Origin of the sequence: Endozoicomonas sp. ALC013 (assembly GCF_049310205.1) — a bacterium.
In the GTDB taxonomy this organism is placed as follows: domain Bacteria; phylum Pseudomonadota; class Gammaproteobacteria; order Pseudomonadales; family Endozoicomonadaceae; genus Endozoicomonas.
In genome coordinates this window covers 1-24730 of sequence record NZ_JBLYNS010000003.1, presented here as the reverse complement: position 1 = coordinate 24730, position 24730 = coordinate 1, and the positions used below count along the sequence as shown (strand labels likewise).

Genomic DNA, 24730 nt, shown 5'->3' with positions numbered 1-24730 from the left:
TGAAGATACTGGTTTATGATCCCCTTGAACGAGCCCTCATCCGGCTATACTGCTCCGAAAACAGACATCGCTCTGAAAGACGAAGTTATTTCTCCATGTAAGCAAACAGCAGATTCCAGTGGCCATCTGGTCAAACAGGTTCCACCAATATCTTCTCCCCTGAAACAAGGTCCGTCATTGTCCTCCAATGGCCGAAAACCATTTCATGAAAAAACAAGGCTACACAGAGCCAGGCTTCCCATTATTCAAATTAAGGCCAGTGGGCCGTCAGGCAAGCCTGCCTCACAAATGCCAGAACTGACATCACCCGGTCGGCGTACGCCGCTTAATTCTCCTTCTGGCAAGAGTAGTAACCCCTTTTATAAACCAACGCCGGAACTTATGGCCACACTGTTAAAATTGGCTGGTATCCCCTCTTCCGTTTACCAGAGACAATACCCACCAGTATCCACTGTTGACACCGTTCGTGTGGGTGACGAGACAACCTGTGAACAAACCAAAAAGACGGTTGAAGATATTATTGCCTCCTATAAGTTACTTGAGGATAGAGGTTTTAAAAAATTTCTGGCAGCGGAAAGCCTGAGAGAGGAAATGTTTAATAAAGATCATTTTATGTGGAATAGACCGGGCTCTCTGCTGGAAATTGTTGTCCAGTATGCTTTCCGGTTTGACCCTGTTCTCAAAAATATATCGTTTTCTGGAGCGCATGGATATGTGCTCACATATCTTGACCATGAAATCTTAACAGTGCATCAACCGATAAGAACAGAACATATTCAGGAGTCTGAGAAGTTTAAACCGATTGAAGTCAAATACACCTGTAATGGCAGACCCATCATTCAACAACAGGCAACCAGAGGCTGTACTTACGCTGCCGCAGCAATGCTGTTACATCAACATCACCGCACCTTTTCGGTAAGTGCCTTACAGTCAACCAACCTTGGCGATGACAGGCTGATACGTCGAACATTATCTACTGCTGGCCTGACCCCGATTAAAACCCGGTGTTCAAATCTTGAAAAACTGGCCAATGCGGTTAATAAGCGTGGGTCTGCAATAGTCTCCGTAGGCAGATGCAAATCGGGAGGACACGTCATTATTGTTGATGCGGTTACAGACAAGTCTGTTCTTATTCGAGACCCATACCACGGTTGGGAAATCGAGATCAGCCGGGGTGCTTTTGAGAATTCCTGGGTAAGGGACGCCATTCAGGTGAAACAGCTGATAGAAAACTGATAAATTCCCGGTTTCAGAAAGTCCGGGCTACTGGAAAAACCAATAGCCCGGAATGATATTAACGATTGCCGTTATTATCACGACGCGGACGACGATCGCCACCACGGCCACCTTCACGACGGGCACCGCCTTCACGGCGACCACCTTCGTAGCGACCACGACCACCATCACGTCGGCCACGGCGCTCTGTCTGAGGCTCGTCACCGGTCCACAGTTTCAACTCCATTGGCCGGTTGCGAATCCTGGCACCTTTCAGGGCTTCAATAACGCTCTTGTCCATTCCTTCTGGCAGATAGACTGACGAGCAGTTATCAAACAGTCGGATATGGCCAATGCTCTGTCCGGAAATTTTGCCTTCATTGGCAATGGCACCCACCAGGTCACCGGGGTTGATGCCCTGGTCGCGACCCAGTTCGACACGGTAACGGACCATGCCATCATTGTTGCGTTCACGGCCACGCTCACCACGTCTTTCGCCATCACGACGTCTTTCGCCACGATCACGGCCTTCACGACGGGGCTGCTCCGGTTCTTTGGCATCCGGGAACGGGCGTTCTTTCTGGGCCATAAAGCAGAGCGCTGCTGCCATATCTTCATAGCTCAGGGCATTTTCCTGCTCAAGCTCGGCAACAATCTCACGGAATACATCCAGCTCTTCGCCCATGTCCATTGCTTTGACGACATCTTCCTTGAACTGACGGATACGAATATCACGCACGTCACTCATGGAAGGCAAGCGCATGGTATCAATACGCTGTCGTGTAGCACTTTCGATGGCACGAAGCATCCTGCGCTCACGATGGGTAGCAAACAGGATCGCAGTGCCCTGACGGCCAGCACGCCCGGTACGGCCAATTCGGTGAACGTAGGCTTCTGTATCGTACGGGATATCGTAGTTCACTACGTGGCTCATACGCTCAACATCCAGGCCCCTGGCCGCTACGTCGGTAGCAATCAGAATATCCAGGGATTTTTTCTTGAGACGATCCACCACTTTCTCTCGCAGTGCCTGACTCATATCGCCATTCAGCGCCGCCGCAGCGAAACCACGGGCTTCCAGTTTTTCCGCCAGTTCAACCGTGGCGGTTTTGGTGCGCACGAAAATGATCATGGCATCAAATGATTCCACTTCCAGAATCCGTGTCAGGGCATCCAGCTTGTGGAAACCGCTGACCATGCAGACCTTCTGGGTAATGGTGTCAACCGTCGCCGTTTTGGCTTTGATCTCCACCGTAGCAGGCTCTTTTAAGTGAGTATCTGCAATTTTGCGAATCTGGTAAGGCATGGTGGCAGAGAACAGGGCCACCTGACGGTCAGCGGGTGTTTGCTCCATGATCCATTCGATGTCATCCACGAAGCCCATGCGCAGCATTTCATCCGCTTCATCCAGAACCACGGTTTTCAGGCTATCCAGCTTCAGGCTTTCACGACGCAGGTGGTCCATGACCCGGCCCGGCGTGCCCACAATCACATGGGCTCCACGCTGAAGGCTGCGCAACTGGCCGCGCATATCCTGGCCACCGTAAACGGGCAGCACATGGAATCCTTTCATGTGACGGGCGTAGCGTTGAAAGGCTTCTGCCACCTGTATTGCCAGCTCACGGGTCGGCGTTAAGACCAGAACCTGCGGATCGCGCTGTTTCAAATCAATGGCTGACAGCAATGGCAATGCAAATGCGGCGGTTTTACCGGTACCGGTCTGCGCCAGACCCAGAAGGTCACGACCTTCCAGCAGGTGAGGGATACTTTGTGCCTGGATGGGTGACGGGCTCTCATAGCCGACATCCTGAACAGCCTTGATTACCGCTTCCGACAGGGGCAGGTCCGCAAAAGTCATTGCGTTGTTGGTATCAGTCATTTGATACTCCGTAAATTCATTCTTTGCCATAAAAATGCCGCCATTTTGCTGTCAAAAGCTGTCAGGATCAGACGGCATTTGATCGTCCGGTAAACCGGCTCATAGTGCTGGCGACGTTTGGAGCAAACAGAAATAGGATGGCAGTACACTTTTCCGACGCTGTTCCAGTAGCATTCGGAAAATTTGCAGCCATGGACTTCCTGGTGCCGCTATCCGGAACACCCCTCTGATCGAATACAGAAAGACGTTACCGAATCGCCTGTGAGGTCCACGACTGCGTTTGGAGAGGCTTGATGAACAAGCTTGGCCTGCATTGGCAGAGGATAATAAGATCTATTGATCTTCCAGTGGCTGAGCTCTTGATTGCCATAGACTTTCAAAAGAGCAGACAGTTTACTTGTCAGCCGGATTAAATGCAGGAAACGAAGTGCCAGGACTTCCCAACAAACCCCTGTGTCCATAAGAAGGACTGCACATGGGGATAGAAAAAGGTCTGCTAGTCTAGCGTGTTTTTTAGACAGTGAATACTGTTTTTATCCCTGAATGAACTAGGGGATTATCACATCCATGGATATTACCCCAATCGTTTCAGGCTACGGCAGTGCACGGCCCCGGGCACTTACATACAACTGATACCACTGCTCACGACTTAACTGAATAGTCTCAGCCTCGCTACAGGCCCTGATACGCTGGGCATTTGTTGTGCCAATCACCGGCTGGATACCTGCGGGGTGGCGCATCAGCCAGGCCAGCACAATAGCCTCTCTGGAAACACCCAGCTGCTCTGCAAACGTTTTGACCAGCCCAGCCGTTTTCTGAATAGACTCAGGCTCACCATGAGTATCTTTCCCGGTGAACAGACCGTTGCTCAGGCAGCCCCAGGCCTGCAGCTGAATATTGTGGCCGCGACAATATTCAACAGTGCCCGGGGTAAAGCTGACCGCCTGCCCTTCCGGGTGATTGAACAGCACACCTTCATCCAGCCAGTCCAGATGGGCCAGGCTCATCTGCAACTGGTTGACCACAATAGGTTGATCAAGGAATGACTGAAGGTATTTGATCAGGTGGCCATTCATATTTGACACGCCAAAATGCTTGACCTTGCCATCTTTCTGCAGCTGATGAAACGCCCCGGCAACCTCCTCTGGCTGCATCAGCGGATCCGGTCTGTGCAGCAGCAGAAGGTCCAGATAGTCGGTGTTTAAACGGGCAAGACTCTTTTCCACACTGTGCAGAATCCAATCCCGGGAGAAGTCGTAGCGATTGGGAATGCTCCCTTCGGCGAAGCGAATGCCGCACTTGCCTTGCAGGAATATCTTCTCCCTCAGCTCCGGCCGATCACCCAGCACGCCACCAAATACCTGCTCAGCCTTACCAAAGGTATAGATATCGGCGTGGTCAAAGCAGTTGATGCCGCTCTCCAGGGCACTATCGAGAAACTGGTGCGCCTGCATCATATGATCTTTTGAAACCGGGTTATTATCCCAGCCTCCACCCAACCCCATACAGCCGGCGGCGATTCTGCTGGCTTCAGGTAGGAAAATAGTCAGGGGAATTTGATTCATAAGACTCCAACCCAATCGGGTTACTTATTATATGGTGCAGACATAGTAACATTGATTCACTCAAAGGTACTTTACCATTTCATAAGTCAGTACTGCGTGGCTATTGCCGGAAAATTCCTTGGCAAATACCTGCCCGGGATCCAGCTCACCATGATGAAGCGACTTAATAAATTCTGACATACGAGCCCCTTTCGGGATAACCGGATCATCACGATGGTTCAGTGACACGATGTAAACCTTACGATCGATCAGTTTACGCATAGGGGCTTCAGCATCCAGATTCCCACCTATCAGCCACCCCAGAAAATTGGCAAGCCGGGGCCGGTCTGGCATGACAACTCTTGGCGCTGTGGTAAACGAGTCATGGGACAGTAACTCGACCCTTGAATCATCCTGCCCTCCCCTGGCTTCAAGGTGTCTGGCAAGCGAGACGGTTGCCACACCTCCGCCCAGAGAAGTCCCAGCGACGTAGACATACTCAAAATTTTCCAACGCATAGCCCAGGGCCGCAGCACCGTCCTGAACAACGGTTTCATAGGTTGAGAAAGGCAGATAACCCGACAACCCATCGCTCTGGTTTAACCCCGTCCCCCTATAGTCATAAAGAATGACCGGGCATTTTTTTTCTGACTGTATTCGTCCGGGTGCTGACCCCGGATGAAGACAACCTCTACCCAGCAGCTGTGAAAGAACCATACCATTTGGATTGTGATAAAGAATGCATTGACTATTATTCGGGTCCCAGTCGGGAGGATAACAAATCACACCCTGCAATATGCCCGAATCATGTTTAATCGGGAGCGGCTCAAACCAAAAGCCATGGGTATTGTTTGCCTCACAGGCTTCCTTAACAATCTCACGACTTTCCTGTAAGCCCGGAAATTTCGCCAGACACGGAAACTTGTCAGGAAAAGTCTTGCCAAGCCATGGAAACACTTGCGATCGCACCAGGGCAATACCAACAACCTTGGCAACCCCCAGCCGGTTTTCAATCATCCAATGAAAAGGCGTCAGGACAACCGCAGATCTTGATAAAATTGAATAGCAGGTTCCGGGGACAGAACAAATAAGATCCTTAGCCCGGGATAAATAACTATCAGGCTCGACGGATTCAGCAGAACGAGCCCCCATGCACGACTTTTGGTCATTATCAGGGCATGCTTCCTTCGTCCGACTCCTTAACCAGGGTGATTCATAAGCGTATCGGTCAGCAATAGTTCCGTAAGTCATTACAGCCTCTTTATTCTAATTCTGAGTATCGATTCAGAAAAATCATTGTTGCAGTTAGAAGACAGAAAAGCGGCCATGCCCTGCCAGGCCAACTTAAAACGTTGAATATCCCGTCACTCCCGGAAGATGAAAAAAAGATAATTCAAGGTCGAAAAGCCGCTACCTTAGTAGCACTTCAAAAGCAACATCAACTGAACTTTTCTTTTCCAGACGAAACTGTTTCAGTTCTTCTAACGTGTAGCCGAAATCACTACAGCCAACGGGCAGTCTGTCCGTTTGTTGACCATGATCAATAAAGGCAGCAATGTGTCTAAAAGAAGAGCGTTCAAGTATTTTCGGATCACCTTCAGCAACGTATTTCCTGAGCACTATCAACTGTGCTGGGGGCATTGCTTCCTTGGTTCTCATTCCTTTTGCAAGAAATTTCTGAAATGATTTCGATGATAGGGGAACAAGAACTCTTGCGGAAAAGGCATCAATTCGGGCTGATATAGCATCAGCCGAACCCAATCCAATACTTTTTTTACTTAACTTTCTATCTGCAGTTAACTGAACTATCGTGCAGTCAGCGCCCTCGGAATCCACCTTGCCCACTACTTTTACAATATCGTTCTTTATCAGAAAATCCAGGCATCCTTTGTTTCCTTCAAGGTCCTTGATCAGCACCAATTTTTTTATATGTTGATCTTCATTAAAATCAGGATCGGTATAGCTGCGTACCAGCTGAGAATAACTGGAAAATCGTATTGAGCACTGCATAAACCTTTCGCCATTTTCCAGCTTTAATCTAAGGCCGCAAGAACCATCACGATGGGTAAATTGCTTAGGTAGCACCTTGTAAGTTTTACCATCAGTAGCGCACACATAGTCGTAGGTTGTCGGCCTGGCAGGAATACTGGCCGATCTGTCAGTGATGTTAACCGGGTTTGGTGTGCTGCCTGCTCCTGGCGGATCATCAGGAATACTCATGCGGCTGAGTGAGGCTTGCAGATCCGCTACTCTGCTGTCATCACCTGACCCGGAATTGAGAGAACTTGTTTGTGGATGTACCGGAAGCTGATCGGAAGAACTCGTTATTGGATTCATGTTAAAGCACCCATCACTAAGTTGTTGCGTGGCACAAGTTAGTCGGGTTTCATTAAAATAAGTTCCCTCTCCACGTTATGTTCGACCTTATTCAATAAATTGATTTGGTAGTGTACTGGTCATCGTTTCGATGCGTTTGATGGGTTGTCGTGCCTCCGCACTCCGTTCGTCCTGAGCCTGTCGAAGGCCCCATAGGGCCTAAAGGCGGAAACTCCAGACTCTGATAGATCGTGCCAAGCACCCTTCGACTCCGCTCAGGGTGAACGGAGATTGTACACGTCAAACTTATTGAAACCGCGAACTAGCCTCCCATCTGGGAAAGGTTATCCGTGCCACCCGTCCAGCCCTGCTCAAGGAAATGACTGTCGTCTTTAAGCTGCAGGGAATCACGAATTCGAGCCACCAGCACTTCCTGCTGATCATCGCTGTGCAGAAGGTCTCTCAGATCAATGCCGGACTCAGCAAACAGACAAAGCTGGAGCTGCCCCAGACTGGTCACCCTCAGTCGATTACAGTCGTTACAGAAGTCCTTGCTGTAAGGCATAATCAAGCCAACCGTACCTTCATAATCACTGTGGCAATACTCCTGGGCAGGCCCGGCGTCGGCCAGACGCATTTTTCTTACCCAGCCGCGCGCCAGGAGCAGTTCCTGAATCTGTTTTCCGGGGAAGTGGTGCTTCTGGAAAAAATCCTGATTGTTCCCGGTTTGCATCAACTCGATAAAACGAAAAGAGACGGGATAATCCCGGATCCAGCCAAGAAAGGCATCAAGTTCATCATCATTAATGCCTTTCATCGCCACCGCATTCACCTTGATAGATGGCAGACCATGGTCAAATGCGTGTTGAATACCGGCCAGAATTTCCCGCAGCCGGTTGTGGCCGGTAATCAGCTCAAAGGCCCGGGGGTCAAGACTGTCGACACTGACATTGATGGCATCAATACCCGCATCCAGCCAGTCCATAACCCGCTGATCCATTTTGTAGCCGTTGGTGGTCATGGCCAGCTTTTTTATGCCGGGGACCTGCTTGATGGTTCTGACAATGTCGGAAAAGTCCTGACGTAAGGTAGGCTCCCCCCCGGTCAGACGAATTTTTTCCACACCGACCGCAGCAAAAGCCGTTACCAGACGACGTATTTCGTCAATGGTCAGTGCTTCACTGTGATGATGGTCAAGGCAGCCGTCAGGCAAACAGTAATTGCAACGAAAATTGCACAGGTCTGTGACTGACAGTCGCAAGTAAGGGAATTTCCGTCCCTGACGGTCCTGCAGCTCTGGTAAATTAGAATGCATAGAACACCTTTCCAATCGCGGGAGGCTGCAAAGTTTCTTTTACAGCCCTGGCAGCCAGTGATACGCACTCTGGCTGCGGCTTCCAGTCCATAGGATCATACCCATTAGGTACCGAAGCTCGGCGCTCGCTTGTTAATTCAGTTTAATCACTACGTTAAACAACCTCATTTGACTGTTAAAAAAAAATTCCCGGGAGATCGTTTTATCAACAGCCCAGTGAATCCTACCTGCTTATTTCTCGAAAAACCATGCTATCAGGTACTATTGTTTTATTGGATTACCCGGTAAACCTACCGCCCATGGGCCCCTTTTGATTGATGAAATATCCGGACGAGCAGGTTGCAAAAAACGAAAGATGTCTTCTATGATGATACCCCCAAAGATCAGTGCCTCCATCCCGGTTATTGGTATCGCCGCCTTTAGCGGTACCGGTAAAACCACGCTTATCGAGAAACTACTGCCACTGTTAGCAGGCCAGGGACTTCGAACCGGTGTGGTCAAAGCCACGCATCACAGGATAGAACCCGACCCACCGGGAAAAGACAGTTACCGTTTACGCCATGCCGGTGCCAGTCAACTGGTGTTGAGCATGCCTGGTCGATCCCTTTGCTATACCGAGTACCCGAATGGATATGAACGACAGCTGCAGGAGCAACTGCAACTTCTCAATCAGGATCAGCTGGATTTAATCCTGGTGGAAGGTTTTCGTGAGGCTCCCATCGCTAAAATCGAGCTTCATCGCAGTGATTATGACAAGCCCTTCCTGTTTACTGAGGACCCCCATATCATCGCCATCGCCTGGGATGGCAATCCCGGCATCAACCTTCCTGGTCATCTGGCAGAACTGGATATCAACAGCCCAGAACATATTGCCAGCTTTATTGAAAACTATTGTCATGAAAAATAGCTTGCATCACCACCTGGCATCACAGAGAGTTAAACACGCTATTTTTTCCACCCGCTATGGTCAATGAACGAGGGCAATCATGAGTGACTGCTGTGCCACTGATGGATTAATAAGGCTGGAAACAGCCCTGGCAACGCTGATCAGCAGTGTCAAGCCAGTATCCGAAACCGAGACCGTTGCCCTGGAAGACAGCCTTGGCAGGGTACTCGCAGAGCCTATCGTATCGCCCATCAATGTGCCCTCCCATGACAACTCGGCCATGGATGGTTATGCCCTGGCGCTGAAGGATTTGCACAACCGTGATACTTTACCCCTGGCAGGCCAGTCCCTGGCCGGTCACCCTTTTTCCGGGGAGATTCCCGCCGGACATTGTATCCGCATTATGACCGGGGCCAGCCTTCCAGCAGGTGCCGATGTGGTGGTCATGCAGGAGCAGACTGAAACCACAGAACAAGGCATTCGATTTCTGCGGAAACCGGACCAGCCCGGTAACAATATCCGAACAGCGGGGGAAGATATTCCGGAAGGCACCCGGGTGTTCACACCGGGCCGGAGAGTTCGCCCTCAGGATATCGGGCTGCTGGCCTCGCTGGGTATTGCCAATGTCACGGTCTACCGGAAAGTCAAAGTTGCGGTATTTTCCACAGGTGATGAATTAAAGCTGCCCGGTGAGCCACTGAAACAGGGTGATATTTACGACAGTAATCGTTTTGTTATCAAAGCCATGCTGAAAAAAATGGCCGTCGACATCATCGACCTTGGCAGAATTCCTGATGATAAAGCGGCGTTAAGAGAAGCCTTTCTGCAAGCCGATCAGGAAGCTGACGCAGTGATCAGCTCCGGAGGCGTTTCTGTCGGCGATGCGGATTACACCAAAGACATTCTTGATGAGCTGGGAGAAACCGGCTTCTGGAAACTGGCCATCAAACCGGGCAAGCCGTTTGCCTTTGGACAGCTCCCGAACAGTGTCTTCTTTGGCCTGCCCGGTAACCCGGTATCGGCTACCGTCACCTTCCAGCAGCTGGCCGCGCCAGCATTACGCCATATGATGCACCAGCAACCGGAACCAAAAGTGGAGCTTACACTGGCGACGGAAACCCCGCTCAGAAAGCGCCCGGGACGCCGGGATTTCCAGAGGGCAAAGCTGGTTTACCGGGAATCCGGTGAACTGCAGGTTATGTCAAGCGGTCATCAGGGGTCTGGAGTTCTCAGCACCATGAGTCATTCTGACTGCTATATCGTACTGGCGGAAGAAGACGGTGATAAACCAGCGGGTGAGCTGGTGAATGTGCAGCTGTTTGATGACCTGCTGAAATAAACCAGTACATGGTTTCAACGAGTTTGACGTGTACAGTCTCCGTTCACCCTGAGCGTCCTTCGGCTCCGCTCAGGATGCACGGACGAAGGGTGCTTGGCACGATCTATCAGAGTCCGGAGTTTCCGCCCTTCGACAGGCTCAGGACGAACGGAGTGCGGGGGCACGACAACCCGTCAAACTCATTGAAACCATGTCCTAGCTGCACTAGCCACTATAAGAATAGCCTGCTCGTTTATTCGCGAGGCTATTCCCATTTCCCTTCTAATTTAAACTAACGTTTATCCTTCACTCGATGACCACCGATGTGGAACTTAATATCGAATATCGGGTCAATTTTTATATGCTTCCGTAAAAGAACTGGTGGAAACGTGGATAACGCCCATTTCAAGGCCCCTCTCTCCAGAGAGTACTACAGACAGGCCGCCAAGGGCTGTATTCATCAACATAACAGCAGTGGCCATCTTCAGCAGCACACCGGAGAGGTTAACACAAGTCCCGGCAGGGGGGCTGACAATATCGGGAGCCATGTACCAGCCAACCGGATGTCCGGATACCTTGGGTTTAGCTTACAGCCAAGCCACGCTTCTGCCTGTTACGTCAGGCAAGCGCCGCAGGGCCAAAGATTACCTGCCCCCGTCGTGAATACTTCACGCACATTGACCACCCATCCCGCCCATCCAAAACTACCTCCTCCGCCTGCCAGCAAAACGGATCTGCCAGCACCGGCACCAACCGAAACTCTCCATAATCACCCGGAGGCGGAGGTTCGACAGAGTGCATTTACCGTCAGGTCAATTTATCAGCGGGTCATACCTTACAGTGACCGGTATATCCCTGACCAGCGCCTCAGAGCAGAGATTCACAGTGATTTTCTGGCCCTGGAGGGCTGGATTCTTAACCCATGGGTGGACGATCAGTTATTGTTTGATGTCAGCCGGACCGGCCAACAATGGAAGCATGATGAAACTCTGGTCAATTGGGCAATGAAAGAAACACTCTGGGCTGAACTTGATGATGGTCCAGTGCATCCGGTCGTCACCGCGAAAATAAACCTTAAATCCAAGGGAGTCGGCAGGCTCAGGGAAACCAGCGATCTGCCGGATGCCGCGTTTGCACAGCTTGAAAAGTGTCGTGAATTACAGCAACTCCAACAGCGTAAAGCCGGGAATTCAGGGCGGTTCGGGAAGGATCTGGAGCTGACACCGCTGGTGGGTAAAGAACTCAGGAAACTGACAGAATCCGAAAGACTGGATAAGCTGTTGCCCCACGCTATTTTGCAGGGGTATACCAGAACTGCACAATGGTGCCTGGAAAACGGGGCAAATATCAAAACAGCGATGACAACGTTGCGCCAGCTGAAATCCCGGTCAGATCCCAATCAGCCCGGCAACATAACAGAACACCTGACCACCACAGCAACCACCCCATCAATCAACAGGCGATCCCAGGGCATCGGCTCGTTCAGCAACGATATCAATACAACATTGCTGGAGGTGATTGCTGAGACTCATATCGATATGGCCATTCAGGCAGACTGGCTGCTGGCCAATGGGGCAAGCCTGACACCTGAAGCCTCCGCTGCGCTGCTCAACCAGGCTCTGAATACCTCCCTTTACTGCGGGTATCTTGCCAACGCCCGATGGCTGATTGATAAGGGAGCCAATCTGCAAGCCCAGCATCAATTTGAGCAGGCCATGAGCCATTATAATACCCGGGTAGCCCAATGGCTGATGGATAATCACCAGGCCAAACAGAACCCCGGTAAAGCCACCTCAGCATTGCTCAGTTATTTTGATGGCTATCTTTCCCGGGAAGAAGTGGTGGAGCCCATCTACACCCACCAGCCAATTGACTGGTTATTAGAGGTGGGAGGAGCAACCCTTGAGGAATTGCGACCATTTGCGCCACGTATCCTGGAGAGAGCATTGGAGTTCAGTGATCCCTATATCGCAGGATGGCTGTTAAAACACCAGCTCACCACCTTCAAGTCCCAACCGGAAAAAGCGCAAGAACTGTTGGATAAAGAGATCGCCAGAGCCAGGGAAAAACCGAAAGAAGACAGAAAATATATGATCGACTTTTTGCAAAAACAGGTCGATCAAGAGAGCGCTTCAGACTGTTATGAACCCCCGAAAAAGAAAATCTGCTGATTGTTTGTGAAGAAATTGTCATAAAACTGTAATAAAGACTCGATACTTTTAGCATCAACTTTATAAGCACCGGGGTGCACTCTCTATGTCTGAAATGACATCTGCTTCTTCACAGGGCGCTGATTTCGAAACCATGACCACGCGACATTACGGTCGTATCTGGCTACGCGTTGTTCTATGGATTTACGCTCTGCTGGTAGCTGTTAGTGTCATCGGCTCCGGCTTTAAAATGGCAGTGGGTGGCAGTGAAGCCGCGGCACAGCTGTTCAGTTTTGCCAACAATGCCGTCATGGGTCTGCTGGCGGGCACACTGGCGACAGCGCTCGTACAATCTTCCAGTACAGTCACCTCTGTTATTGTCGGCCTGGTCGCTGGCGGCCTGCCGGTTCACCTGGCCATCCCGATGATTATGGGTGCCAACATCGGCACAACCATCACCAACACCATCGTAAGTCTTGGTCATATTCGCTGCCATAAAGAGTTCAAGCAGGCGTTTGCTGCCTCTACCGTTCATGACTTCTTTAACTGGCTGGCGGTTCTCATTCTTCTGCCTCTGGAACTGTTCACAGGTCTGTTGAGCAAGCTTTCTGTATCGGTAGCCAGCATGCTGGTTGGCGGTCAGAATATGTCAATGAAAGGCCTGAACTTTATTGACCCATTAACCTCTCCGGCTGAAGACATTGTCAAAGGTTTTGTATCGGTACTGCCGGACAGCACACTGGCAGGTATCGCCATGATTGGTATCGGTATTGTCCTGATCTTTTTCTCGGTGGTTCGTCTGGGCAAGCTGCTCAAAAAGGTCATGGTGGGTAAAGCCAAAGATGCCCTGCACAAGTCCATTGGCCGGGGTCCGATCAGCGGCATTCTGTCCGGTATGACCATGACCGTGATGGTTCAGTCGTCCTCAACCACCACCAGCCTGATGGTTCCAATGGTGGCCAATGGTCTGTTTACTGTACGACAGATGTACCCTTTCACCCTGGGTGCCAATATCGGTACAACCATTACCGCCCTGCTGGCTGCCACGGCAATTACCGGTCCTGCGGCCCTGCCGGCACTAACCATCGCCATGGTGCATTTCTTCTTTAACCTCTGTGCGGTTGTGGTTATTTACGGCATCAAGTGGCTGAGAGAGATCCCGCTGTATATGGCTGACAAACTGTCTGATCTGGCAGCCAGAAACAGAATGTATGCGTTTGCCTATCTGTTCATCGCCTTCTTCATTCTGCCAGGTGTCCTTATTTTCCTGACAGCGTGATCGGCAAGATTCCTCCTGCAAAAAAACCTGCTGTGCCTTGGCTGCACAGCAGGTTTTTTTTTTGCAGGCTTAACCCCATGAAACAGAACGTAGTGTACGGGTATTAACGCTTTTATGCACCAGCCCGGATATTTCATAAACTGCCCCGAATATCGCGAAGGACTTTGTCGCTCTAAGGGATTTTGTGAAGGAGCGCCGTACCGGGGAGTACGGTCGACTGAGCAAAACTCCCTTAGAGTGGCAAAGGACAAGCGAGATCGGGAGCACGTTTATGAAATATCCGGGCTAGACTACGGGTCGCCTTTTTGGACAAGAACTATTTGACGATGGCCGTCCAGGAAGACGGATAACAGGACAGCCTCCCGGGGAAACTCCTGTCAAGTTTCAACAAAATAGCAACAGATGGGGATGAAAATGAATATCAACCTGTTTGCCAATGGCACCACTTTTGGCGTGCCCTACAGTGTCCCTCCTGAGAGGTTTACGGAGGGTCAAGGGTGTAGGGAGAAACTGCATGACAGAAGTCGTCTTATTAAATCGATTCCGGTGCCAGACAAAACAGCCTACTTTGCCAATCCGTTTATGCCCATGCCTTGTGGCGAAACAAGGAATTCAATTGGAGATTTTGATTTTGAGCGTATGCTCAAAATGGTCGACACAGAAATGATCCACCTCAATCCGGATCTCCGATTTATGCCCGCTGAGATTTTTAGCCGCTGTGAAGCAATCCCCCTGAAAATACTGGCGGACAGGAAGGTTGCTGTCGTGGTTAGTGACAATAAATACCAAACGCTCGGAGAGGTTGGTGAGCAGAACAGGCGTCAATCGTTTTATTATTATTCCAATACGCCCAGGCATCCTGAATTATGTGATGAACGTATAGCTGAATTGGCAAAACCTGGATTTTTCCTTATGCCCTGGGAGGGGGAAAGAATGAGTACATTTAAATTTTTGAGGAAAGAAAGCCAGCCTGTTTTCAATATCAATTTTAGCGGCACTTTCGGTGAATCACTTCATTGCTTCGACCTGTTAATCTCAGACGAGCAGCTCCCTGAATACAAACATTTAGTCGGCCATGATTTATTGCAGTACCCCATCATCGAAACTGGTCAGATTTCCCAGGCAGCTTATGTCTCTTCCGTTTATTCACCGACGAACAAAAATCACCTGTTTCTCATCAGGCCTGCTGATACCAAACTACCCATGCTGCAAGGGACTGAGCTTATCGAAACGAAGTATCAGGCAATGATTGATCGGGCCGTTAACGCTGGCCAACCAACAAGTATTAAAAATGAGGGGGTGGTCAAATCGTTACGGGAAGCGGAGTTTTTTATGGCTCCTTACCAAGAGTCTATAAGGTTTTGTCAATCGGCCATCGAGACGTTGAATGCCTACCCGCAAGAGCACCCCAATCTCTCTGTTGCCATTAATAAAGCAATCTGTCGATTGGCATTCTCCGAACAATACATGACTGATTGTGCGGGCCTGGTCAGGCAAGCCATTGTGTATGATGAACTGATGCAGCTTGAAAATACCAGTACGATGGAAGAACTGAAAATTAAACAGGAAGAAATCAGTAAGCAGTTTATCCATAAGGAGGTGGAATGGCATAAGAAAGCGGTGCAGGAAGAAATCCTTTCGGGAAAAGACTCGTATTTCCCAATGATCAACATGCATTCGCTCATCATGACGTCACTCGGTGACCTGTTAATGGAAATGGGTTATCGCAACTCACCGGGCGAAAACGCATTGAGAGACAAAATCGTTGCTCGGAAAGCAGAGGCAGAAACTCTTTGTGCCCAGACAGATGAGCTGCTTTCTGATCGGAAGACCATTCATTCATTAAAGCTAAAGAGTATTTGGGTTTCCATTGAGAGCACAGATGCAGAGGATGACGTTGAAAATCCCTGACCCTACAGATTCTGGATAAAGGAGCGAGCCAGGAGGCTGACCGAGAATTGCGTTTTTGGACAAGAACTATTTAACGATAACCAGTGTCTAAGAAGACGGAAAACAGGACAGCCTCCCGGGAAAACTCCTGTCAAGTCTCAACATAAATAGCAACAGATGGGGATGAAAATGAATATCAACCTGTTTCCCAATGGCACCACTTTTGGCGTGACCTATAGCATACCTCATGACAATTTTACGGAGGGTGAAGGGCATAGGGAGAAACTGCATGACCGAAGTCATCTTATTAAATTGATGCGGGTGCCAGTCAAAACAGCCTACTTTGCCATTCCGTTTATACCCAGGCCTTATGGCAAGGCAAGGTATTTATTTGGAGATTTTGATTTTGAGTACATGCTCAAAAAAAAGGTAGACATAGAAATGATCCGCCTCAATCCGGATCTCCGATTTATGCCCGCTGAGATTTTTAGCCGCTGTGCAACAATCCCCCTGAAAATACTGGCGAACAGGAAGGTTGCTGTCTTGGTTAGTGACCATAAATACCAAACGCTCGGAGAGGTTGGTGAGCAGAACAGGCGTCAATCGTTTTATCATTCCAATACGCCCAGGCATCCTGAATTATCTGATGAACGTATAGCTGAATTAGCAAAACTTGGATTTTTCCTTGTACCCGGGGATGATGTGAATGGAGCATATAGTGGAGAAAGCCATCCCGTTTTCAATATCAATGGTATTGACGGTTTCAGTGTAAGATCTCATTGCTTCGACCAGTTAATCTCAGACGAGCAGCTTCCTGAATACAAACATTTAGTCGGCCATGATTTATTGCAGTACCCCATCATCGAAACTGGCCAGGTTGCCCAGGCAGCTTATGTCTCTTCCGTTTATTCACCGACGAACAATAATCACCTGCTTCTCATCAGGCCTGCTGATACCAAACTACCCATGCTGCAAGGGACTGAGCTTATTGAAACGAAGTATGAGGTAATAATTGCCCGGATAACGATTGATCTGGCTAATAACGTTGGTCAACCAACACCTCTTAAAAATGAGGAGGTGTTGATCAAATTGTTACGGGAAGCGAAGTTTTTTATGGCTCCTTACCAGGAGTCTATACAGTTTTGTCAATCGGCCATCGAGACGTTGAATGCCTACCCGCAAGAGCACCCCGACCTCTCTGTTGCCATTAATAAAGCAATCCGTCGATTGGCATTCTCCGAACAATACATGACTGATTGTGCGGGCCTGGTCAGGCAAGCCATTGTGTATGATGAACTGATGCAGCTTGAAAATACCGGTACGATGGAAGAACTGAAAATCAAACAGGAAGAAATCAGTAAGCAGTTTATCCATAAGGAGATGGAATGGCATAAGAAAGCGGCGCAGGAAAAAATCCTTTCGGGAAAAGACTCTTATTTCCAAATGATCAACATGCATTTGCTCATCATGACATCACTCAGTGACCTGTTAATGGAAATGGGTTATCGCAACTCACCGGGCGAAAACGCATTGCGAGACAAAATCGTTGATCTGGAAGCAGAGGCAAAAACTATTTGTACCCAGACAGATGAGCTGCTTTCTGATCGGAAGACCATTCATTCACTAAAGCTAAAGAGTATTTCGGTTTCCATTGAGAGCACAGATGCAGAGGATGACGTTGAAAATCCCTGACCCTACAGATTCTGGATAAAGTAGCGGATTGCGTTTTTGGACAAGAACTATTTAACGATAGCCAGTGTCCAAGACGACGGAAAACAGAACAGCCTCCCGGGAAAACTCCTGTTAAGTCTCAACATAAATAGCAACAGATGGGGATGAAAATGAATATCAACCTGTTTCCCAATGGCACCACTTTTGGCGTGCCCAATACCTGCAGCACACCTCATTACAATTTTACGAAGGGTGAAGGGCATAGGGAGATGCGGCATGACCGAAGTCATCTTATTAAATTGATTCGGGTGCCAGTCAAAACAGCCTACTTTGCCAATCGGTTTGTGCCTGAGCCTTATAATAATTATAAGTTTAGGTATTTATCTGGAGATTATGATTTTGCGCATACGCTCGAAGTGGTAGACACAGAAATGATCCGCCTCAATCCGGATCTCCGATTTATGCCCGCTGAGATTTTTAGCCGCTGTGCAACAATCCCCCTGAAAATACTGGCGAACAGGAAGGTTGCTGTTTTGGTTAGTGACAATAAATACCAAACGCTCGGAGAGGTTGGTGAGCAGAGCAGGCGTCAATCGTTTTATCATTCCAATACGCCCAGGCATCCTGAATTATCTGATGAACGTATAGCTGAATTAGCAAAACTTGGATTTTTCCTTGTGCCCGGGGATGATTTGAGTGGAGCATTTAGTAGAGAAAGCCATCCCGTTTTCAATATCAATGATATTGATGGTTTCAGTGAAAAATATCATTGTTTCGACCAGTTAATCTCAGGCGAGCAGCTTCCTGAATACAAACATTTAGTCGGCCATGATTTATTGCAGCACCCTATCATCGAAACTGGCCAGGTTGCCCAGGCTGCTTATGTCTCTTCCGTTTATTCACCGACGAACGATAATCACCTGCTTCTCATCAGGCCTGCTGATACCAAACTACCGATGCTGCAAGGGACTGAGCTTATCGAAACGAAGTATAAGGCAATAATTACCCGGATAACGATTGATCTGGCTAATAACGTTGGTCAACCAACACCTCTTAAAAATGAGGAGGTGTTGATCAAATTGTTACGGGAAGCGAAGTTTTTTATGGTTCCTTACCAGGAGTCTATACTCTTTTGTCAATCGGCCATCGAGACGTTGAATGCCTACCCGCAAGAGCACCCCGATCTCTCTGTTGCCATTAATAGAGCAATCAGTCGATTGGCATTCTCCGAACAATACATGACTGATTGTGCGGGCCTGGTCAGGCAAGCCATTGTGTATGATGAACTGATGCAGCTTGAAAATACCAGTACGATGGAAGAACTGAAAATCAAACAGGAAGAAATCAGTAAGCAGTTTATCCATAAGGAGATGGAATGGCATAAGAAAGCGGCGCAGGAAAAAATCCTTTCGGGAAAAGACTCTTTTTTCCAAATGATCAACATGCATTTGCTCATCATGACATCACTCAGTGACCTGTTAATGGAAATGGGTTATCGCAACTCACCAGGCGAAAACGCATTGCGAGACAAAATCGTTGCTCAGAAAGCAGAGGCAAAAACTATTTGTACCCAGACAGATGAGCTGCTTTCTGATCGGAAGGCCATTCATTCATTAAAGCTAAAGAGTATTTCGGTTTCCCTTTGAGAGCACAGATGCTGAGGATGACGTTGAAAATTCCTGACCCTACAGATTCTGGATAAAGGAGCGGGCCAGGAGGCTGACCGAGAATTGCGTTTTTGGACAAGAACTATTTAACGATAACCAGTGTCTAAGAAGACGGAAAACAGGACAGCCTCCCGGGAAAACTCCTGTCAAGTCTCAACATACAATAGCAACAGATGGAAATGAAAATGAATGTCAGCCTGTTTGCCAATTGCACCACTTTTGGCAAGCCCTTTAGCATACCTGATGACAATTTTACGGAGGGTCAAGCGCACAGGGAGAAACCGCATGACCGAGATCATGTTATTAAATTGTTTCAGGTGCCAGTCAAAGCAGCCTACTTTGCCATTCCGTTTATACCCAGTTATTCTTATTATTATGGTGACGAGTATTTATTTAGAGGTTTTGATTATAAGCGCGTGCTCAAAACGATAGACACGGAAATAGTTCGCCTCAATCCGGATATTCGATTTATGCCCGCTGAGTTTTTTAACCGCTGTGAAACAATCTCCCTGAAAACACTGGCGCAAAGCAGGGTTGCTGTCTTGGTTAGTGACAATAAATACCAAACGCTTGGAGAGGTTGGTGAGCAGAACAGGCGTCAATCGTTTTATCATTTCAATACGTCCAGGCATCCTCAATTATCTGATGAACGTATAGCTGAATTAGCAAAATCTGGATTTTTCCTTATGCCCGGGGATGATATGAATGGATCATTGAGCAAGAAAAGCCAGCCCCTTTACAATATCAATGATTTTAACAATTTAACTGTATCATATTATGGCTTCGACCTGTCAATCTCAGACGAGCAGCTCCTTGAATACAAAGATTATGTCGGCCATGATTTATTGCAGCACCCTATCATCGAAACTGGCCAGGTTCCCCAGGCAGCTTATGTCTCTTCCGTTTATGCACCTTCACCGACGAACGATGATGACCTGCTTCTCATCAGACCTGCTGATACCGAACTACCCATCCTGCAAGGGACTGAGCTTATCGAAACGAAGTATGAGGCAATAATTTCTCAGATAAGGAAGGATCAGAGAGATAACGATGACTCCCCAGAAAGCATTGAAAATGAGGAGATGTTGAACAAATCGTTACGGGAAGCGAAGTTTTTTTTGGCTCCTTACCGGAAGTCTATATGGTTTTGTCAATCGGTCATCAAGACGTTGAATGCCTGCTCGCAAAAGTACCCCAATCTCTCTGTTGCCATTAATAAAGCAATCAGTCGATTGGCATTCTCTGAACAATACATGACTGATTGTGCGGGCCTGGTCAGGCAATCCATTGCGTATGATGAACTGATGCAGCTTGAAAATACCAGTACTATGGAAGAACTGAAAATTAAACAGGAAGAAATCAGTAAGCAGTTTATCCATAAGGAGATGGAATGGCTTAAGAAAGCGGTGCAGGAAGAAATCCTTTCGGGAAAAGACTCTTATTTCCCAATGATCAACATGCATTCGCTCATCGTGACGTCACTCGGTGACCTGTTAATGGAAATGGGTTATCGCAACTCTGAGGGTGAAAACGCATTGCGAGACAAAATCGTTGCTCACAAAGCAGAGGCAGAAACTATTTGTACCCAGACAGATGAGCTGCTTTGTGATCGGAAGACCATTCATTCATTAAAACTAAAGAGTATTTCGGTTTCCATTGAGAGCGCAGATGCAGAGGATGACGTGGAAAATCCCTGACCGGGATAAAAAAACCAATTTTCGAGTCTAAGGGTATTCAATATGATTTGATTTGGTTAGTTACTTAATGAGGACGAACACAATACCCAACCTCTCGATTGGTGCAGAGAACCTCAAGCGCCTGTGCTGGCTCCGTGGAACCCTGATTGCGGTTGAGGGTATGGCCTTTTTCCTGGCCAGCCGCCATTTTGACATCCAGATCACCGGCCTTGTTCTGGCCGGTTTCATCGCCTTGCTGATGATTATTGGTACTATCATTCGGTTACATGCGATCAAAAGCCATGTCTGCGATCAGGAGTTCTTTGTTCAACTGCTGCTGGACCTTCTCTCCCAGAGTACGCTGTTATTCTTTAGTGGTGGTTATACCAACCCACTGGTATCGACCTATTTGATCACTGTCTGTATCGGCGCTGCACTGCTGCCGGGCAAATACAGCTGGGGCGTGACATTCACTGCAACGCTGCTCTATACCCTGCTGATGAAATGGTACGTTCCATCCGGCCCTGGTTCGATGCTTCACTTGCCAGAACAGCAGCTGATGATCGACATTCATTTGCTTGGCATGTGGCTAACGTTTGTGCTGAGTGCCTTTCTGATCAATTACTTTGTCGAACTGATGGCCTCAGCCCTGAGAAAACAGCAAAGGGATATAGCCATCAGCAGAGAACGTCAACTGAGAGATGAAAGCATTCTTGCCATTGCCCTTCAGGCAGCGGGTGCAGCCCATGAACTGGGAACGCCACTCACCACAATGGCCATTGTGCTCAGGGATCTGCAGGAGGAATACCAGGGCAGCGCACTGGCTGAGCGCTTGATATTTCTCCGGGATCAGATCGATGAATGCAAGAAAAGGCTGCAACAGTTGGTATCGGAAAGCCAATATAAAGGTATTGAGAGTATCGATAGCCAGGATTTTCTGACTAAAGTCATCCAAAAATGGCAGCTGATCAGACCTGAATCCGAGCTTTGTTACAACGCCGCTCAATGGCCTGTTTCAGTATCTATTCCCTGTGATCTGACACTGTATCAGGCAATCACGTCATTACTTGATAATGCAGAAGATGCCAGCCCGGGCCAGGTGTCACTGCACGTGATGCAGAACCGCCAAAACCTGACCCTGCAGATTCTGGATAAAGGTGCGGGCTTCCCGCAATGCAGACCCAAAAAAAGCTCAGCCCCTATAAAAGAAGGGAACCCAACCACCTTATCAAGGACGCCTTATAGCTTAAAAGAAGATGGCCTCGGGATTGGTTTGCTACTCAGCCAGGCCAGTATTGAACGGCTGGGAGGTCTGATACAGATGCGCCCCCTGACCTGCGGGGGAAGCTTGATTGAAGTCCAACTCCCCATCCTCAGCCAACCAGAACAGGAACCGTAAAGCGACGATGAACCCCGGAAAAGCTCTGGAGTTATCGACTATCTTGATTGCCGATGATGACCAGATCCTGTTACACACCCTTGCCACCTCTCTCAGAAAAAGGGGGTTCAACCCCATTACGGCAGACACCATTAGTAAGGCGACCACCCTGCAACAACAACACCGCCCGGCCAGTGCGGTTGTTGATCTGAAAATCGGCAGTGAGAGTGGCCTCCGGCTTATTTCACTGTTACGCAACGTCAATCCAGATATTGAGATCATCGTACTAACCGGGTATGCCAGCATTGCCACCGCAGTCAGCGCCATCAAACTTGGGGCTAAAGACTATCTCTGCAAGCCGGTCGATACCTTGCAGATACTCTCGGCACTCAATATCAGCCAGCGGCCTCATGAACCCGGCCCTGTCATCCCGGAAACAAGAATGCCGGTTTACCAGCTGGAATGGGAGTATCTGCAAAAAGTCCTTCTGGAGCACAATGGCAATATCTCTGCCGCCGCCCGAAGCCTGGGCATGCACCGCAGGACACTGCAGCGAAAACTCAACAAACGATCAGGCTCTCGCTGAAATTATCCACGCATTATTGCCTCTTCTCTGTCGTAGCCATTATGCTTGTGGGTTTTACAGGCAGCGGCCAGTCTTTTCCAGTGAATTGCTTATTGTTTCGTAGCGCTTTCTTGCGAGGCTCTTTTTTCAGAAAGAATCGTCAGATACTCTCACTGATGGGCCTGCTCAGTATTACCTCCCTCTTTGGCAGCACCCTGGTCACCACACTGTCGATCACCTGGCAGGACATGCTTTCCACGCTATCCATCAGCCAGTGGGCCTGGCTCTTTTCAGCCAGCGCCCTGACCATGGCGCTGGCCCTGACACCGTCTACGCTGATTGCCCTGATCAGTGGCTATTTTCTGGGGTGGACAGCACTTTTCTATATCCTGATTTCCTACCCGGCAGCGTCTGTCCTCGGTTATCTGGTCGGGAAATCACTGGATCATGGGAAGCTGATGCGAACACTCCCGCCGAACTCCCGAATACATCTGATGCTTGAGGAGCTGAAACATCATCAGTGGCCGCTGGTCGTTCTGACCCGGATTTCCCCGGTGCTGCCCTTTTCATTAATGAACCTGGTGTTACCCACGATTGGTATCCGCCTTCCTGCATTCCTGATCGCTGGCTTTATTGGCATGTTACCCAGAACGCTGTTTGCCCTTTGGGCAGGCATGCAGGCAAGAGACCTGATCTCTTTACTGAACAACCCGACGCAAGGTAATCTGTCCGTTATCGTCGTGGTGATAGCATCGATTCTTTCCATTGGCGGACTGCTTTATCTTGCCCAGAAAGCATCAGCCACCATCATCATAAGACAGGCGGCAAACAAACGCGGGGAGACCAGAACCTATGACTGAAAAGCATGTTGCGCTGTTTGTTGATGTGCAGAACATCTATTACACCACCCGACAGTTCTATAACAGTCACTTTGATTACAACGCATTCTGGGCACTCGTCAGTAAAGACAGAAAGATCACCAAGGCCATCGCCTACGCGATTGATCGCGGAGATCCAAAACAGCGGCAATTCCAGGACATTCTTCGAGCCATTGGCTTTGAAGTAAAGCTGAAACCCTATATTCAAAGAAGCGATGGCACCTCAAAGGGGGACTGGGATGTCGGGATAACACTGGATGTTATGAGCTGGGCACCCGAGGTCGATACCATTGCCCTCGCTTCCGGTGATGGTGACTTTGACCTGCTATTGCAAAAGGTGCAGCAGGATTTTGGTCGGCAAACTGAGGTCTACAGTGTTGAGGCGCTGACAGCATCTTCCCTGATTCAATCGTCCAGTCACTTTATTCCAATTACCCATGACCTGTTACTGCCAATCAAGAGTGCGAAAAACAGTCAACAAAAAGTAACAAACACTATATAAATCAAAGCATTAATTTCTTATCCAAACGGCTCTTCCAACCCCTGATTTGTGGTTAAAATTCCTCCGATAATTTGTTTTTCACAAACTTGATAAAATCTTTGACATCCCTTCGGACAGCTATTAGAGTTCCTATTGGCCATTATTGAGAAGAACGAAAAATCGTTTTACTTTTTGAGTACTTCCTGATCGTCACACCACTTCTTAGTTTAAGTTATGCTGCTTTGATTGCTTTACTCTTAAATAGATATATGAAGATGTGACTACACATTGGCTTAACGCGTGTACAACGCATTTTTATAGAAATATTCAGGAGACATTGCATGTCTAAATCGACCGGAACGGTAAAGTGGTTCAGTGAAGAGAAAGGCTTTGGCTTTATCGCTCAGGATAACGGCGGTCCAGACGTTTTCGTTCACTTCCGTGCCATCATTGGTGACGGTTTCAAAACTCTCGCTGAAGGTCAGGCTGTGACCTTTGACGTTGAGCAGGGCCAGAAAGGTCTTCAGGCTGCCAACGTAGAGAAAGTATAAGCTTTTCCCTTTGCGGGAAAACAGAAAAAGAGCACCATAAGGTGCTCTTTTTTTATGGGTAAGTAATTGGC

At 48.6% G+C, this 24730-nt stretch carries 19 protein-coding genes and 1 riboswitch; of the genes, 14 read left to right on the top strand and 5 right to left on the bottom strand.

The genetic code is table 11. The annotated features are described in order from the left end of the window. The first annotated feature begins 288 nt into the window (after positions 1 to 288). A complete protein-coding gene (locus ACO6V1_RS01215) occupies positions 289 to 1236 on the top strand; it encodes a cysteine peptidase family C39 domain-containing protein (protein WP_422450068.1) in 948 nt (315 codons plus the stop codon). Between the two features lie 58 nt (positions 1237 to 1294). Here ACO6V1_RS01215 and ACO6V1_RS01210 read toward each other — a convergent pair whose 3' ends face one another. The 5 genes from ACO6V1_RS01210 to moaA form a co-directional block, all read right to left on the bottom strand. Further along, positions 1295 to 3094 (bottom strand): DEAD/DEAH box helicase, encoded by a 1800-nt coding sequence (locus tag ACO6V1_RS01210; RefSeq protein WP_422450067.1) that lies wholly within the window; start codon positions 3092 to 3094, stop codon positions 1295 to 1297. A 593-nt stretch (positions 3095 to 3687) separates the two neighbouring features. Then, positions 3688 to 4659: an aldo/keto reductase gene (locus tag ACO6V1_RS01205; RefSeq protein WP_422465471.1), complete on the bottom strand. Its 972-nt coding sequence runs from the start codon at positions 4657 to 4659 to the stop codon at positions 3688 to 3690. Between the two features lie 60 nt (positions 4660 to 4719). After that, positions 4720 to 5889: a hypothetical protein gene (locus ACO6V1_RS01200; protein ID WP_422450065.1), complete on the bottom strand. Its 1170-nt coding sequence runs from the start codon at positions 5887 to 5889 to the stop codon at positions 4720 to 4722. 159 nt (positions 5890 to 6048) lie between these two features. Then, a complete protein-coding gene (locus tag ACO6V1_RS01195) occupies positions 6049 to 6975 on the bottom strand; it encodes a hypothetical protein (protein ID WP_422465469.1) in 927 nt (308 codons plus the stop codon). Between the two features lie 301 nt (positions 6976 to 7276). After that, positions 7277 to 8269, bottom strand: a complete 993-nt coding sequence (gene moaA / locus ACO6V1_RS01190) for a GTP 3',8-cyclase MoaA (protein WP_422460328.1) — start codon at positions 8267 to 8269, stop codon at positions 7277 to 7279. Then, a riboswitch (molybdenum cofactor riboswitch) is annotated at positions 8258 to 8405 on the bottom strand. It overlaps the preceding gene by 12 nt. 228 nt (positions 8406 to 8633) lie before the next feature. Here moaA and mobB point away from each other — a divergent pair. From mobB to ACO6V1_RS01125, 13 genes are all read left to right on the top strand, one after another. Next, on the top strand, positions 8634 to 9176 hold the full coding sequence (gene mobB, locus ACO6V1_RS01185; protein ID WP_422460330.1) for a molybdopterin-guanine dinucleotide biosynthesis protein B: 543 nt from the start codon (positions 8634 to 8636) through the stop codon (positions 9174 to 9176). Positions 9177 to 9255: 79 nt separating this feature from the next. After that, positions 9256 to 10494 (top strand): molybdopterin molybdotransferase MoeA, encoded by a 1239-nt coding sequence (moeA, locus tag ACO6V1_RS01180; protein WP_422460332.1) that lies wholly within the window; start codon positions 9256 to 9258, stop codon positions 10492 to 10494. A gap of 368 nt (positions 10495 to 10862) precedes the next feature. Beyond that, positions 10863 to 12644 carry a hypothetical protein gene (locus ACO6V1_RS01175; protein WP_422465467.1) on the top strand — a complete coding sequence of 594 codons (1782 nt, stop codon included), beginning with the start codon at positions 10863 to 10865 and terminating at the stop codon, positions 12642 to 12644. 85 nt (positions 12645 to 12729) lie between these two features. Continuing rightward, complete coding sequence (locus ACO6V1_RS01170; protein WP_422465465.1) at positions 12730 to 13902, top strand: Na/Pi symporter; 1173 nt, start codon at positions 12730 to 12732, stop codon at positions 13900 to 13902. Positions 13903 to 14316: 414 nt separating this feature from the next. Next, on the top strand, positions 14317 to 15813 hold the full coding sequence (locus tag ACO6V1_RS01165; protein ID WP_422465463.1) for a hypothetical protein: 1497 nt from the start codon (positions 14317 to 14319) through the stop codon (positions 15811 to 15813). 168 nt (positions 15814 to 15981) lie between these two features. Then, a complete protein-coding gene (locus ACO6V1_RS01160) occupies positions 15982 to 17484 on the top strand; it encodes a hypothetical protein (protein WP_422465461.1) in 1503 nt (500 codons plus the stop codon). A 149-nt stretch (positions 17485 to 17633) separates the two neighbouring features. Further along, positions 17634 to 19109, top strand: a complete 1476-nt coding sequence (locus ACO6V1_RS01155) for a hypothetical protein (protein WP_422460338.1) — start codon at positions 17634 to 17636, stop codon at positions 19107 to 19109. A 206-nt stretch (positions 19110 to 19315) separates the two neighbouring features. Further along, a complete protein-coding gene (locus ACO6V1_RS01150) occupies positions 19316 to 20827 on the top strand; it encodes a hypothetical protein (protein ID WP_422465459.1) in 1512 nt (503 codons plus the stop codon). 67 nt (positions 20828 to 20894) lie between these two features. Then, positions 20895 to 22205, top strand: coding sequence for an ATP-binding protein (locus ACO6V1_RS01145; RefSeq protein WP_422460341.1), 1311 nt, complete (start codon positions 20895 to 20897; stop codon positions 22203 to 22205). Further along, positions 22159 to 22770, top strand: coding sequence for a response regulator transcription factor (locus tag ACO6V1_RS01140; protein WP_269675553.1), 612 nt, complete (start codon positions 22159 to 22161; stop codon positions 22768 to 22770). Before ACO6V1_RS01145 ends, ACO6V1_RS01140 begins: the two co-directional genes overlap by 47 nt. A 155-nt stretch (positions 22771 to 22925) precedes the next feature. Then, positions 22926 to 23609, top strand: a complete 684-nt coding sequence (locus ACO6V1_RS01135; protein WP_422465458.1) for a TVP38/TMEM64 family protein — start codon at positions 22926 to 22928, stop codon at positions 23607 to 23609. Continuing rightward, on the top strand, positions 23602 to 24129 hold the full coding sequence (locus tag ACO6V1_RS01130; RefSeq protein ID WP_422450052.1) for an NYN domain-containing protein: 528 nt from the start codon (positions 23602 to 23604) through the stop codon (positions 24127 to 24129). The genes ACO6V1_RS01135 and ACO6V1_RS01130 overlap by 8 nt, the downstream gene beginning before the upstream one ends. Positions 24130 to 24449: 320 nt before the next feature. Then, the gene (locus tag ACO6V1_RS01125; protein WP_101745061.1) at positions 24450 to 24659 is read left to right on the top strand and encodes a cold-shock protein; all 210 of its coding nucleotides are present in this window, start codon (positions 24450 to 24452) and stop codon (positions 24657 to 24659) included. Positions 24660 to 24730: the final 71 nt, after the last annotated feature.